This is a genomic window from Arthrobacter sp. K41 (genome assembly GCF_059089645.1).
Map to the genome: position 1 here is coordinate 467,717 of NZ_JBNHEW010000002.1, position 13,189 is coordinate 480,905.

A 13,189-nucleotide genomic window follows, 5' to 3' on the forward strand; every position below is an offset into this window, starting at 1 on the left:
CCCACCAGGAGAAGCAGGGGAAGCTCCGCGCCAAGCGGACCGGAACACCCCTGCTGCCTTGATCCTGCGCCTCAGCCATGTTGGCGGCAGCATGCTGCCGCTGGTGGGAGGCAAGGCTGCCAACCTCGGTGAACTGATATCAGCAGGATTACCCGTGCCGGATGGTTTCTGCCTGACCACGGAGGCGTACCGGGAGGCGGTGAAGCCCGTCCAGGACGGGGTGCTTGCAGAGCTTGGCAGAATCCAGGCTGAACTGCCGCCCGGCCTGCCCAGCCGGGCCGATGAGCTGGCCGCAGCGGCGGGGATGGCGAGGGACGCTATCCGCGCCATACCGGTTCCGCCCAGGATTGCTGCCGCAGTGGAACAAGCCTATGCAGCGCTGGGTGAATCTACCCCGGTGGCGGTGAGGTCCTCGGCTACGGCCGAGGACCTGCCGTTTGCGAGCTTCGCCGGCCAGCAGGATACCTACCTGAATGTGGTGGGCATCGACGCCGTCCTTGAGGCTGTGCGCAACTGCTGGGCCTCCCTCTGGACGGACCGGGCAGTGGCTTACCGTGCCGCACTTGGCATCACACCGCACGAAGTAGCCCTCGCCGTCGTCATTCAGCGCATGGTCGATGCGGCATCGGCAGGGGTAATGTTCACGGCCAACCCCGTCACCGGCAGGCGCCGCGAAGCCGTCATCGATGCCGCGCCGGGACTTGGCGAAGCAGTGGTTTCCGGGGCCGTCAATTTGGAACATTTTGTGGTGGACGCCGAAACAGGCCGGGTTGTGGAGCGGAAGCTGGGCGATAAGCGCTTGATGGTGCGCCCCCTTTCAGGTGGGGGAACGGAGACACAGGACCTTCGGGGCCGGGCGGAGGATCCCAGCCTTACCGATGAACAGGCCGTTGAACTTGCGGTCCTCGGTGCCCAGGCGGAGCGGCACTTCGGATCCCCGCAGGACACCGAATGGGCCATTGACTCCGGCGGAACGCCCTGGTTGACCCAGTCCCGGCCCATCACCACCCTGTTCCCGGTCCCGGAGAGCGGCTACCCCGGCGCGGGAAGCAGGGTCTACCTTTGCTTCAGCCTGGCCCAGGGACTCACCCGGCCGCTCACGCCCATGGGGCTGGCATCGATGCGGCTTCTTGCCTCCTCTGTGGCCAAGGCCGCCGGTTTCGCCGTTCCCGAGCCCCGGCGGGGCCCTTCACCGTATGCCGAGGCTGCCCAGCGCTTGTACTTCGACCTCACCACCCCGGCCAGGAGCAACGTGGGCCGCCGGATTTTTCCACGGATCTTCGACGTGATGGAAGCCAGGTCCGCAGTGGTGTTGCGGCGGATTTTCAGCGACCCCCGTTTCTCGGTGACCCGCCGGACTCCGATCGGAGTGGTGCGGCATGTCCTGCCGGCAGCGGTGCGGGCCCGCGCCCCGGAATCGGTGCTCCGGGCACTGTTCAGGCCCAAGGCGGCCCTGCTCAGGCTGGACCGCTTCACCCGGGAATTCGCCGACGACTTGGAGCTGGGCCCGGGAGCAGGGCCAATTGAACGGTTGAACCACGCCGAGCGGCTCCTGGGAGACCGGCTCTTTGCCATTGTCCCGGCCATCTTGCCCCTGCCTGCCTTGGGATTCGCGATGCTGTGGCTGGCGGGAAAGCTGTTGGGAGGCAAGGACCGCTGGGAGGACCTGCAGAAAGTGCTCCGGGGCCTGCCGCAGAACGTGACCACCGAGATGGACCTTGACCTGTGGCGGCTTGCATCAGCGGTGCGGGATGACCGTGAATCACGCACGGCGCTGGAGGAGCGGCAGCCGTCCGAACTGGCAGCAGAGTTCGAAGCCGGGCGCCTGCCCCCTGTCCTGCACGCAGGCCTGGTCCGGTTCCTTGACCGCTACGGTCACCGGGCGGTGGCCGAAATCGACGTGGGCATGCCCCGGTGGTCCGACGACCCGACGCACATCCTGGGTGTCCTGGCCAACTATCTCCGCCTCACTGACCCCGCCATGGCTCCGGACGTGCAGTTCAGCCGGGCAAATGCGGAGGCAGAAGCACAAGTGGAACGGCTCGTAGCCAAGGCGCGCAGCCGCGGCAGGCTGCGTGGGTTGCTCGTTGGTGCCGCTTTGCGCCGCACCAGGACTTTCGCCGGGCTGCGGGAGCTGCCCAAGTACCAGCTGGTCCTGGGCCTCGCTGAAGTGCGGACTCAACTGGCGTGTGTGGGAGCGGCGTTGGCAGCTGACGGCCAGCTGGAGGGCGCCGACGACATCTTCTTCCTCGACTTTGAAGAGGCCAGGCAGGCTCTTGCCGGCCGGGGCCCCAACGGAGGCGCCGAGCAGGGCACGCTGCGCGAACTCGTCCTGGAACGGCGCGCCGCTTACGCCGCCGAACTCGGCAGGCGCCACGTTCCCAGGGTCCTGCTCTCGGACGGCACCGAGCCCGAGGTGCTCTACGCCGCGGGTGCCGGCCTCGCTGACGGAGCACTCTCCGGCAGCCCGGCATCGGCGGGTTCGGCCACCGCTCCTGCCCGCGTAATCCTGGACCCTGTGGGCGCCCACCTTGAACCAGGGGAAATCCTGGTGGCACCGTCCACCGATCCCGGCTGGACGCCCTTGTTCCTGACCGCCGGCGGCCTGGTGATGGAGATGGGCGGGCCCAACTCGCACGGTGCCGTAGTGGCGCGGGAGTACGGCATACCCGCCGTGGTAGGGGTGCCGGATGCCACTTCCCGGCTGACCACCGGGCAAAAGATAACGGTCGACGGCGGCGCTGGAACCGTAGTGCCCGCGTAACCGGGTGGAAGTCTCCGGGGCAGGTGTAGGGAGCATTCCCGAGGCGTACCCTTGGACTATGGGCTCCAGTGACGGAGACGGCCCGACTGCGGACCGCCGGAGGATGAACCGCCTGACCACGGGCAGGCTTGCCGGAACAGGCGGCAATCGGACTTGGTTGAGGTGGGTTCCTGCAGCGGCTGTGCCTGCCGTGATCGCCGCCGGGGTACTGGTGGGATCCATGCCGGCGCGGGCAGGCGACCCGCTGCCCGCAAAAACCCCTGCCGAGGTGATCGCCTTGCTGGCCGGCCACAGGACACACACGTTTTCGGGAACCATTGAGCAGTCCTCCGAGCTGGGGCTGCCGGAACTGCCGGCAACGGGTCCGACGTCCGGCCCTGCCTCGCCCGGAGGCGCAGCCTCAGCCATGGAGTTCCTCACCGGTGAGCATACGGCGAGGGTCTTCATGGACGGAAAAACCAAGGCGCGGATCCAGGTGGTGGACCGGCTCGCCGAACGTGACGTGATCCGCCGCGGCAACGACGTCTGGCTTTACTCCTCAAAGGACAACTCCGCCGCGCACCTGACCCTGCCCGGCTACGCCGCCGATTTGCCGCTTACCCAGCCGCCGCTGGCGGACCCAGGGAACACCGGGACGCCGCCTCTGAATACCCCGCAGGCTGTGGTGCCCGTCCCGCCCACGCCCCAGGACCTCTCCGAAAAGTTCCTGGCCGCGGTGGACAGTTCAACTGCCGTGTCAGTGGGCCCGGATGTGACAGCGGCCGGGCGCCCTGCCTACAACCTCCTGCTCGAGCCGCGTACCGGGGACACGCTGGTGGGCAAGGTGGCAATCGCCGTCGACGCAGCCAACGGCATGCCGCTCTCTGTGGAGGTGACGGCCCGCGGTGCAGCCCAACCCGCCTTCAGCGCCGGATTCACCAGCCTGTCCCTCGATGCTCCGGACGACGCGCTTTTCAACTTCGTCCCGCCGCCCGGCAGCACCGTTGAGGAACTGCAGGTTCGCCATTCCCACCACTGGCCGCTCAGCTCCGGGTTCCCCGGCAACCCCGGCATCCACGTCACGCCGGATAATGCTGCCCGGAGCATCAAGGACGAAGTCCGGCCCTACCTGACCGGGGCCGGGTGGGAAACGGTAGTGGAAATCCCGGCTGAGGCAGGGACGACTTCCACCATGGATGCCCTCCTTTCCAGGAATCCGCTGTTGTCCCAAGCCGTCGTCGCAGTTCCCGGCGGGCGGCTGTTCTCCACCACGCTGTTCACCGTCCTGTTCACTGACGACGGCCGGATCTTCGCGGGCATGGTCCCGCCGGAGAGGCTGCAAGCCGCATCCACGGCTCCGTGACCGGGCCCGCAGGAGGCCCCGGCTCCCGGACCTACGGCCTGACCATTGAGACCCAGGGGCTGACGAAGCGCTTCGGGCAGCAGTTGGCCGTGGATGGCCTCGACCTCGCAGTGCCTCCCGGCGCGGTCTTCGGCTTCCTCGGACCCAACGGCTCCGGAAAGACCACCACCATCAGGATGCTGCTGGGCCTCGCCGCCGCCTCCGCGGGGTCCGTTCGACTGCTGGGCAGGGACATGCCCGGCGAATTCCAGGACGTCCTCCCGCACGTGGGGGCACTGGTGGAGGGCCCGGCCTTCTACCCCTTTCTCTCCGGGACCGCGAACCTCCACCGCCTCGACGCCGCCACCCGGCATGCCCCACCCGCCTCACGGGGATCCCGGGTGAACCAGGCGCTGGAACGGGTGGGATTAAGCCACGCCGCAGGCAAGCGCGTGCACGCCTATTCGCTGGGCATGAAGCAACGGCTCGGTATTGCCAACGCGCTGTTGTCTCCCCGCGAACTGCTGGTGCTGGATGAACCCACCAACGGGCTGGACCCCCAGGGCACCCGGGAAGTCCGGAACCTCGTCCGGTCCCTCGCAGCAGACGGGACTACCGTCTTTGTCTCGAGCCACCTGCTGGCCGAGGTGGAGCAGATGTGCACCCATGCGGCCATCATGAGCGCGGGCCGGCTCGTGGCCCAGGGCCCGCTCTCCGAGCTGCGCCGGTCCGGAACCGCCTCCATCCGTCTGGTGACGCCGGACGCCGGGACCGCGATGTCGGTCCTGGCGCGCCTTGGGCTGTTGCCGGAACCTGCAGCTGCGCAACCGGACGGCGAGGTGGTAACGGCCGCTCTGGCCCGGCCGGGGGTACTTGGAAGTCCAGGCGTTGGGGCAGGAAGGCCAGTGCCGGGCACCCCTGCCTCCCCGTACACCGCCCCGGAAGAGATCGTGGCACGCCTGGTGAATGCCGGAGTCAGGGTCCGCGGTTTCGCAGTGGAACGGGAAAGCCTTGAGGACCGCTTTGTTGCCCTGACGGGTGAGGGTTTCGATGTTGCCCAGTGACGCCCGGCAGGTAACCGCAAAGGCAGCAGGAGCAGAACCCGCAGCGGCGCCCCGCGGGTCCGGTGCCTCCCTTTTGTGGTCGGAACTCCGGCTGCTGTTTGCGCGGCGCCGTACCTGGGCACTGCTGCTGGCGCTGGCGGCGATACCGGTGTTGATCGCCGTGGCCGTCAGGATCTCATCCGGAGTTCCCGCGGGCCGGGGCCCTGCCTTCCTGGACCGCATCACCCAGAACGGACTTTTCGTTGCGTTTACCGCCATGCTGGTGTCGGTTCCACTGTTTCTGCCCCTGGCCGTGGGCGTGGTGGCAGGGGACACCATCGCGGGCGAGGCAAACCTGGGCACATTGAGGTACCTGCTGGTTGCTCCTACAGGCAGGGTGCGGCTGCTTCTGGTGAAGTACGCGGGGGCGCTGGCGTTCTGCCTTGCTGCGCCCATCACTGTGGCGCTGGCCGGTGCCGGCATTGGGGCGGCGCTTTTCCCCGTGGGCCCGGTGACGTTGTTGTCAGGGGACGTGATCGAGCCGGCGGAGGCCGGGGTACGCCTCCTCCTGATTGCTGCCTACCTGGCCGTTTCCCTGGCCGGGCTCTCCGCCATAGGACTCTTTGTGTCCACGCTCACTGTGGTCCCGGTGGGTGCCATGGCGGCCACAGTGGTGGTCTCAGTAGTGTCCCAGGTCCTTGACCAGCTGCCTCAGCTCGAGTGGCTGCACCCGTGGCTGTTCAGCCATTACTGGCTGGGCTTTGGAGACCTGCTCCGCCAGCCGGTGCTGTGGGACTCGTTCGCCAGCAACGCCTTGCTGCAGGCGGGGTACATTGCCCTGTTCGGTGCCCTCGCCTACGGGCGGTTCATCACCAAGGACGTGCTGAGCTGACCAAGCCTAGGCGTGCTGGTGCGCCTCGTGTTCGGAATGCGTGGCCGGCTCCAACTGGAACGTGCAGTGGTCGGTATCGAAGTGCGAACCCAGGCAGGTCACCAGTTTGTCCAGCAACTGGTCCGCTCCGCGGGCGGTCAGCACGCCGTCCTCCACCACGACGTGTGCTGAGAAAACCGGCACGCCTGAAGTGATGGTCCAGATGTGGATGTCGTGCACATCAGATACGCCCTCCACAGACATGATGTGTTCACGAATCATCTGGACTTCAACCCCCTTGGGGCTGGCTTCGAGCAGCACGTCAACCACATCGCGCAGCAGCGTCCATGCCCGGGGCAGGATCAGCAGGGCAATCACCACTGAGGCGATGGTGTCGGCAGCGTGGAAGCCGGTGACCATGGTTGTCACCGCGGCGGCTATCACGGCGACCGAACCCAGAAGGTCGCCCAGGACTTCGAGATAAGCACCGCGGACGTTGAGGCTTTCCTGGTGTGCTCCGCGCAAAATCAGGAGCGACACGAGGTTGGCCGCAGCACCCAGGATGGCGGCAAACAGCATGATGTCCGTCTGCACCTCAGGGGCGGAACCGATCCGCCGGATTGCTTCACTGAAGATGACCACGGAGATCACGATCAGGATCAAGGCATTGGCCAATGCCGCGAGGACTTCGGCCCGCTGGTACCCGTAGGTCCTCTGGTCACTCGCCGGTTGGCCTGCAATCCAGGCGGCAAGCAACGCGATGGTTACCCCGGCGGCATCGGAAAGCATATGGCCGGCATCGGCAAGCAGCGAGAGCGAACCGGAAAGTACTGAACCCACCACCTGCACCAGGACCACAACGAGGGTGATGACAAGAACCGCCACAAGCCGCTTGCGGTGCCGGCCCGTTGCGGTAATACCGTGCGTGTGGCTGTGATCGTGTCCCATGCCTACAAGGCTAGCCCCAGCCGAGCTCGTGCAGCCGGTGGTCATCGATCCCGAAGTGGTGGGCGATTTCATGGACCACCGTGACAGCCACCTCATGGATAACGTCATCACGTGAGGAGCAGATTTCAAGGATGGGTTCGCGGAAGATGGTGATGCGGTCCGGCAGGGAACCGGCATCCCACCACGAGTCCCGCTCTGTCAGCGGCACGCCCTCATAGAGCCCCAGCAGTACGGTGTCCGGGTCCTCGCCCGGCCGGGGCACGTAGTCGTCCTCGATGAACACCGCTACGTTATCCATCGCGCCCGCCAGCTGGTCCGGGATACTGGCCAGGGCGTCCTGGACTGCGGCCTCGAACTCGTCCGGCGGCATGGTGAAGCCGGGTGGCCCGATCGCACGAAGGGGCTCGCTGGGGCCCTCGGGAACAACAGGCAAACCCGGCGGCAAACTGGCTGGCATACTCCAACTCTAGTGACGAACCTTTGGCCTGGCTTCCCGTCCCGGCCTGGTGCGTCGCCGGGTCAGACCCACACCGACCAGGCAGACCAACCCGCCCACCAGGCCCAGTGCAGTGGGAATTTCGCCCAGGAGCAGCCACGAGATAAGGATGGTGGTGCCGGGCACCAGGTAGGTGGTGGCTGCAAGCTTGCCCGCCTCAATCAGTGAAAGCGCGTACGCCCACGTGGTGAAGGCAATGGCCGTGGGGAAGATGCCGAGATAAACCAGGCCCCATGTTGCCCCAGCCGGCGCCGCCTGCACTTCGGTGGCCAGCTGTCCTGCAAAAGGCAGGCAGCACACTGCCCCCACCAGGATCCCGAACCAGGTGGCTTGTGCAGCGGGAAACTTGCGCAGCACCGGCTTTTGGATGATGACGCTGACTGCGGCGAGCACAGCGGCAAGCAGGCACAGCAGCACCCCCGCCACATCCGTCGTCGGACTTTCCCCCGGTACGGAGGGCTGGCCTGAACCCACGGCAATCAGCGCCACCCCCGCGAAGGCAACCAGGCTCCCGATGATCAGCCAGCGCGGGAATCCCTCCTTGAGGAAAACGCCGGCCATGATGGCCACGAGGATGGGATTGACGTTGATGAGCAGGGCGCTGGTGCCGGCATCCAGCACGTGCTCCGCCGCGTTCAGCGCCACGTTGTACCCGCCGAACCACATCACCCCGTAGGCAAGGATAGGCCACCACTCCCGGCCCCGGGGCAGGAGCCGGCTCTTCAGCAGTTGGGGGAGGACCAGCAGGGCCAGCACGACGGCGGCAACCGCCAGCCTGCCGAGCGTCAGGGAGCCGGGGGAGAAGTGTGGGCCGATGGCCCGGATGCCCACAAATGCCGAAGCCCAGAGGACCACGGTAACGGCCATGGCCGCAATGCCAAGTGCTTTGATCCGGGATGCGGGACCGGTTGGGGGCGCGGGTGCGCTGACGGGGGTGCTTGATGCCATGGTGCCAATCTAGCCGGGCGTCCAGCTCCCGGTCTGGCGGAAATCGGCCACGTCTAACCAAGTTCCTGCCAAAGATTCGATAAAGAGCCCAAAAGGGTATCGGTTTGGCGGCTAGGATGCGGGTTATGGTCTCAAACCTCGCGCCTCCCCGGGATACAGCACGCCTGATCCGAAAAATCATCTGGCTGGTCCTCGCCGCAGTGGTAGTGGCCGGGGCGGCCTGGTACGCCGTGCTGACCTTGGGGAAGTCCCAACAGTCCGCGCCTGCGGCCCCCGGTGCCGAACAGCTTGTCCGTGCGGACAGCCACCGCTTGACCAGCCCGGCGGTCGAGAAGGCACAACTTGTGGAATTCCTGGACTTCGAATGCCCGTCCTGCGGCTCCATCCATCCCATCGTCGAGGAATTCAAAGCCGAGTTCGGAGACAGGATCACATTCGTTCACCGGCACTTCCCGTTGTCAGCCCACCCGAACTCGGGACAGGCGGCGCTGGCAGCGGAGGCGGCCGGGCGGCAGGGCCAGTACCAGCACATGGCCAACAAGTTGTTCGAAACCCAGTCCGAGTGGGCGGGAAACCAGCAGTCCCAGGCCCCGCGGTTCCGGAATTACGCCGAGCAGTTGGGGCTGGACCTTGCGCAGTATGATGCCGTCGTCGCTGATCCCAGGACGGAAGAGCGCATCCTGGCCGACGTAGCGGACGGTAATGCGCTGGGCGTGACCGGCACCCCCACCTTCTTCCTCAACGGGGAGAAGCTCACCCTGACCACCAAGGCCGAGTTCCGGCAGAAACTCGCGGACGCCGCGGGCTAACGCTGGTTCGCCCCGGACCACTCCAGCAGCCGCTCGACGGGCCAGGTGGTGACAATACGGTCGGCCGGAACACCGTTCCGGTCCGCACGCTCCGCGCCGTACTGAAGGAAGTCCAGCTGCCCTGGTGCGTGCGCGTCACTGTCGATTGAGAAAAGGCAGCCTGCGTCCAAAGCGAGCTGGATCAGTGCATCCGGCGGGTCCTGGCGCTCCGGCCGCGAATTGATCTCCACCGCCACGTTGTGTTCCGCGCATGCGGCGAACACCTCCTTGGCGTCGAATTCCGACGGCGGACGCGTCCCCCTTGACCCCTCCACCAGGCGTCCCGTGCAGTGCCCCAGCACGTTGGTCTGCGGATCCGCTATGCCCTTGAGCATGCGTCGTGTCATGGTGTTCCGGTCCGCCCGCAGCTTGGAATGGACGCTTGCCACCACGATGTCCAGGCGGTCCAGCAGTTCCGGATCCTGGTCCAGTTCGCCGGACTCCAGAATGTCCACTTCGATGCCGGTCAGCAGCCGCACCCGGTTGTCCTGCTTCCCGTCAGAGCCGGCGTGGGTGCCGTTGTTGATGTCCGCCACTACGTCCAGTTGCTGCATCAGCCGTTCCGCCGAGAGCCCGTTGGCGATGGTGAGGTTGGGGGAGTGGTCCGTCAGCGCGAGGTAATCCCTGCCCAGCACCCCGGCTGCTGCCACCATCAGCTCAATGGGGGACCCGCCGTCGGACCATTCGCTGTGGCTGTGCAGGTCACCCCGAAGCGCCTCCCGGATGACGGTGCCACCGGAAGCCAAAGGCTGGGCGCCCTTCTCGCGAAGGTCGGCGAGGTACTCCGGGACCTGGCCCTCGACTGCATCCCGGATGACCTGGTAAGTCCGGTCGCCAATGCCTTTCATGGATTTCAGGCGGCCGTTTTTCACCCTGGTTGCCACTTCTTCCGGCGGCAGCGGAGCGATCACCCCGGCAGCTTTGCGGAAGGCCTGGACCTTGAAGGTGGCAGCGCGTCCGCGCTCCAGCCAAAAGGCGATCTCGTTGAGTGCTGCAACGGCGTCCATCAGTCCATCTTCACCTGTTCGTGCCGCTCTGGGCGCGTGTTTTCGCGGATTTTGGAATATTCCCCAGTAGGCCCTATAGTTTTAGAGTCCAGTTCGGAGAAACGCAAAGAGCAAAGACGGAAAGCATCGCTTGACGCCTTTTATTTTTGTTCCGAACGGGTTCTGGCCCCCATCGTCTAGCGGCCTAGGACACCGCCCTTTCACGGCGGCGGCACGGGTTCGAATCCCGTTGGGGGTACGCAAGGAACTGGTCAAACAGACTTAGAATGTCTGGTAGGCTGGAAGCCTTGAAAAAAGCGGTAGAGATACTGCGAAGCAAGAAACGCAAGGCCCTGTAGCGCAGTTGGTTAGCGCGCCGCCCTGTCACGGCGGAGGTCGCGGGTTCAAGTCCCGTCAGGGTCGCTCTGATTGTTGGAAGCAATTCCGGCTCTCATGGTGACTAGTCACCTAGGCTCTGTAGCTCAGTTGGTAGAGCGTTCGACTGAAAATCGAAAGGTCACCGGATCGACGCCGGTCGGAGCCACCACTGGGAAGCATCAGTTCTTCGGAACTGGTGCTTTTCTTCTTTAACGCCTTACTCCTGGAATGGATGCCAGGTTCCGCCGCTCTCCACGCCAGGACACTTCTCTGCAGCCGGTCGGCCCTGTCTGCCCTTAAGTCACCGCCAGGGATAGGGTTGGGATCAACAGAAGGGGGAGTGCCTGATGGAATACCAGAACCCGCAACCCGGCCAGGGCATCCAGAGCCGTCCCGTCCCGGTTCCTGTGCCGGCGCCTGGTCTTGGCCGTACGGTTATTTCTGAAACGGCAGTAGCCAAAGTGGCAGGACTTGCCGCCCGGGCCGTACCGGGGGTGTACTCCCTGGGCTCCGGACCCCGTGCGCTTGGCGCCATCCGCGACGCCGTTGGCAGTTCGGATCATGCCGCCGGCGTACGCGCTGAGGTGGGCGAAACGCAGGTTGCAGTGGATATCAGCCTCGTCGCCAGCTACGGCACACCGCTGCACTCACTGGCCAACGAGGTACGCGCGGCAGTTTACCGGGCGGTGGAGGAACTCGTGGGTCTGCAGGTGATCGAGGTCAACGTGGAAGTCACCGACGTCTACGTTATGCCACCGGTTAAGCCCACCACCGGTTCCACGGAAAGGGAGGGGCTGCTGTGAACCTCACCGTCGCCGGTACCGCGATGGGCGCCTTCGTCGCCTTTATGTCCCTGCAGTTCGGCCTGTGGGGGTTTCTGATATCGCTGCTCTTTATGGCCATCGGGGCAGTCCTGGGCCGGGCCGCTGAAGGGAAACTGGACCTTCGCGGCGTCCTGGACGCCATCATCGGCCGGCGCTCGTCCTCATGAGCTCCACCGCTCCGGCTGTCCGGGGCCAGGAGCTGACCGGCCATAACCGCATCAGCACGCAGGCCCTGACCAGCCTTGCCAAGGCCGCAGCCGCCCACTACCTGGGCGTGGACGCCGAGGATGTCCGGGCTGACTGGACGGACGACGACGGCATGCTGGCGCTGTCCCTTGTCACGCCCATCAGCATCCCGCCACTGAACGCCGTGGTTCTGGACCCCTCCCGGGTGAAAGGCGGTGGAGGCTCCATCTGGGAGCGCACGGTAACGGCAAAAGCCCGCATCCTCGCCACAGTCGCGGATTTGAGCGGTGCACAGTTGAGCCGGGTGGACATCAGGATCAGCGGAGTGAGGATCAGCGAAGGAGGACGCGTCCGATGAGCCGGCGCGTGGAAAACCAGGGTCCTGATATGGGCCGCATACTGCATCGGGAAACGCACTCCTCACGCGCGGTAGTGGCCACTGCCGCCGCGGTCCTGGTCATCGCGCTTGCTGCCTACGGGCTCCTCGAAGCTGCCGTTCAAGCCTTCGGGCAGCCGGCCTGGCTCATCGAGCCGCAGGTGGCGGCCGAGCGCATGGTGGCCCTCCCCGCAGATATTTCACCGCTGCTGCTGGGCGCCCTTGGCGCGGTCCTGGCCATGTTTGGCCTGGTCTTTTTCCTCAACGGGGTCCTGCCCGGGCGCCGTGCCCGGCACCTTGCAGGTGGCGGTGAAAACGCCGGACGTGCCGTAGTGGTGGACGATGAAGTCATCGCTTCCGCGCTGGCACGCCGCGCCCGGCTTGCCGCAAATGTCGCACCCGAACAGGTCATGGTGGTGGTTTCGCAGCGGCAGGTGGTGGTGAATGTCCGGCCCACCTCGGGAGTTCCCGTGGACCACGACGCCGTGCTTGCTGCGGTCCAAAGCGAACTCCACGCCATGGCTCTGCACCCTTCACCCGAGGCACAGGTCAACGTGGCGCCGTCAGGAGTGATCGGCGCATGAACAGTACCCCTACCCTTCTTAACCGGATCCTCGTTGCGGTCCTCGGTTTGATGCTTCTTGCTGTTGGCGTCCTGCTGATGCTGCTGGCGGCTGTTCCGGCCGTTGCTTCCTGGTGGCACTCCTGGTCTGCCGGTGTCTGGAACCAGGTCAATCAGGTCTTCGCTGCCACGAGGTTTCCCGGGCGCACTGAAAGCTGGCTGTGGATCCTGGTGGCGCTGGCCCTGCTTCTGCTGATTGGACTGATGGTGGCCTGGGTTGCGCAGCAGGGCAAGGGCCGGGCCAACCTGCTTGCCTATGAATACGATCCCGGGGCGGTTCCGGGCGATGTCCGGATCAGTGGAGGAGTGGCGGAGCAGGCGCTTAAACATGCCCTCGCAGATCGTCCCGACCTGGCCGGTGCGACTGTGACCACCTATGACGTCAAAGGCAGCCCGGCCCTGAAAGTGCGCCTCCTGCCGCGCCAGGGCGTGGCCCCTCACCTGCTGGCAGGCGAGGTATACGCCCTGGTCGCGGCACTGGAGACGGTGGTTGGAAGAAAAATTCCGGTGCTGATCCACGTTGCAGCCGGCGCCCGGACGCGCTTCAGCAGGGCTGAGCGCGTGCGTTGACCGCTGGT

General features: G+C 65.8%; 14 protein-coding genes and 3 tRNA genes. 13 read left to right on the forward strand and 4 right to left on the reverse strand.

Annotation, left to right across the window (positions count from 1 at the left end; genetic code table 11):
• Nucleotides 1-91: 91 nt before the first annotated feature.
• Genes AC5RTE_RS06525 through AC5RTE_RS06540 form a run of 4 tightly spaced genes read left to right on the forward strand, consistent with a single transcriptional unit; the run spans nucleotide 92 to nucleotide 6,020 of the window.
• The gene (locus tag AC5RTE_RS06525) at nucleotides 92-2,764 is read left to right on the forward strand and encodes a PEP/pyruvate-binding domain-containing protein (protein ID WP_494040790.1); all 2,673 of its coding nucleotides are present in this window, start codon (nucleotides 92-94) and stop codon (nucleotides 2,762-2,764) included.
• A gap of 58 nt (nucleotides 2,765-2,822) precedes the next feature.
• The gene (locus tag AC5RTE_RS06530; protein ID WP_494040584.1) at nucleotides 2,823-4,106 is read left to right on the forward strand and encodes a LolA family protein; all 1,284 of its coding nucleotides are present in this window, start codon (nucleotides 2,823-2,825) and stop codon (nucleotides 4,104-4,106) included.
• Entirely contained in the window at nucleotides 4,103-5,149 is a 1,047-nt protein-coding gene (locus tag AC5RTE_RS06535; protein ID WP_494040585.1) for an ABC transporter ATP-binding protein, read from the forward strand. The genes AC5RTE_RS06530 and AC5RTE_RS06535 overlap by 4 nt, the downstream gene beginning before the upstream one ends.
• Nucleotides 5,136-6,020 carry an ABC transporter permease gene (locus tag AC5RTE_RS06540; RefSeq protein ID WP_494040586.1) on the forward strand — a complete coding sequence of 295 codons (885 nt, stop codon included), beginning with the start codon at nucleotides 5,136-5,138 and terminating at the stop codon, nucleotides 6,018-6,020. Before AC5RTE_RS06535 ends, AC5RTE_RS06540 begins: the two co-directional genes overlap by 14 nt.
• A 6-nt stretch (nucleotides 6,021-6,026) precedes the next feature.
• Here the strand turns inward: AC5RTE_RS06540 and AC5RTE_RS06545 are convergent, their stop codons facing one another.
• From AC5RTE_RS06545 to AC5RTE_RS06555, 3 genes are read right to left on the reverse strand one after another with little or no spacing between them, the layout of a single operon-like run.
• Entirely contained in the window at nucleotides 6,027-6,947 is a 921-nt protein-coding gene (locus AC5RTE_RS06545; RefSeq protein WP_494040587.1) for a cation diffusion facilitator family transporter, read from the reverse strand.
• A gap of 10 nt (nucleotides 6,948-6,957) precedes the next feature.
• Entirely contained in the window at nucleotides 6,958-7,404 is a 447-nt protein-coding gene (locus AC5RTE_RS06550; protein WP_494040588.1) for a metallopeptidase family protein, read from the reverse strand.
• 9 nt (nucleotides 7,405-7,413) lie between these two features.
• Nucleotides 7,414-8,391 (reverse strand): DMT family transporter, encoded by a 978-nt coding sequence (locus AC5RTE_RS06555; protein WP_494040589.1) that lies wholly within the window; start codon nucleotides 8,389-8,391, stop codon nucleotides 7,414-7,416.
• Nucleotides 8,392-8,516: 125 nt separating this feature from the next.
• On the opposite strand from AC5RTE_RS06555, the gene AC5RTE_RS06560 reads away from it, so the two are divergent.
• Nucleotides 8,517-9,200 (forward strand): DsbA family protein, encoded by a 684-nt coding sequence (locus AC5RTE_RS06560; RefSeq protein WP_494040590.1) that lies wholly within the window; start codon nucleotides 8,517-8,519, stop codon nucleotides 9,198-9,200.
• Here the strand turns inward: AC5RTE_RS06560 and AC5RTE_RS06565 are convergent.
• Entirely contained in the window at nucleotides 9,197-10,246 is a 1,050-nt protein-coding gene (locus tag AC5RTE_RS06565) for a PHP domain-containing protein (protein ID WP_494040591.1), read from the reverse strand. The two genes, AC5RTE_RS06560 and AC5RTE_RS06565, sit on opposite strands and share 4 nt — an antisense overlap.
• Before the next feature lie 165 nt (nucleotides 10,247-10,411).
• Here AC5RTE_RS06565 and AC5RTE_RS06570 point away from each other — a divergent pair.
• The 8 genes from AC5RTE_RS06570 (at nucleotide 10,412) to AC5RTE_RS06605 (ending at nucleotide 13,181) form a co-directional block, all read left to right on the forward strand.
• Nucleotides 10,412-10,484 (forward strand) — tRNA-Glu (locus tag AC5RTE_RS06570).
• Nucleotides 10,485-10,574: 90 nt separating this feature from the next.
• A tRNA-Asp gene (locus tag AC5RTE_RS06575) sits at nucleotides 10,575-10,648 on the forward strand.
• A 48-nt stretch (nucleotides 10,649-10,696) separates the two neighbouring features.
• A tRNA-Phe gene (locus tag AC5RTE_RS06580) sits at nucleotides 10,697-10,772 on the forward strand.
• 178 nt (nucleotides 10,773-10,950) lie between these two features.
• Nucleotides 10,951-11,406 (forward strand): Asp23/Gls24 family envelope stress response protein, encoded by a 456-nt coding sequence (locus tag AC5RTE_RS06585; protein ID WP_494040592.1) that lies wholly within the window; start codon nucleotides 10,951-10,953, stop codon nucleotides 11,404-11,406.
• A complete protein-coding gene (locus AC5RTE_RS06590; protein WP_494040593.1) occupies nucleotides 11,403-11,594 on the forward strand; it encodes a hypothetical protein in 192 nt (63 codons plus the stop codon). Before AC5RTE_RS06585 ends, AC5RTE_RS06590 begins: the two co-directional genes overlap by 4 nt.
• Nucleotides 11,591-11,971: a hypothetical protein gene (locus tag AC5RTE_RS06595; RefSeq protein WP_494040594.1), complete on the forward strand. Its 381-nt coding sequence runs from the start codon at nucleotides 11,591-11,593 to the stop codon at nucleotides 11,969-11,971. The genes AC5RTE_RS06590 and AC5RTE_RS06595 overlap by 4 nt, the downstream gene beginning before the upstream one ends.
• Entirely contained in the window at nucleotides 11,968-12,573 is a 606-nt protein-coding gene (locus AC5RTE_RS06600) for a hypothetical protein (protein WP_494040595.1), read from the forward strand. Before AC5RTE_RS06595 ends, AC5RTE_RS06600 begins: the two co-directional genes overlap by 4 nt.
• Nucleotides 12,570-13,181 (forward strand): hypothetical protein, encoded by a 612-nt coding sequence (locus AC5RTE_RS06605; RefSeq protein ID WP_494040596.1) that lies wholly within the window; start codon nucleotides 12,570-12,572, stop codon nucleotides 13,179-13,181. The genes AC5RTE_RS06600 and AC5RTE_RS06605 overlap by 4 nt, the downstream gene beginning before the upstream one ends.
• Nucleotides 13,182-13,189: the final 8 nt, after the last annotated feature.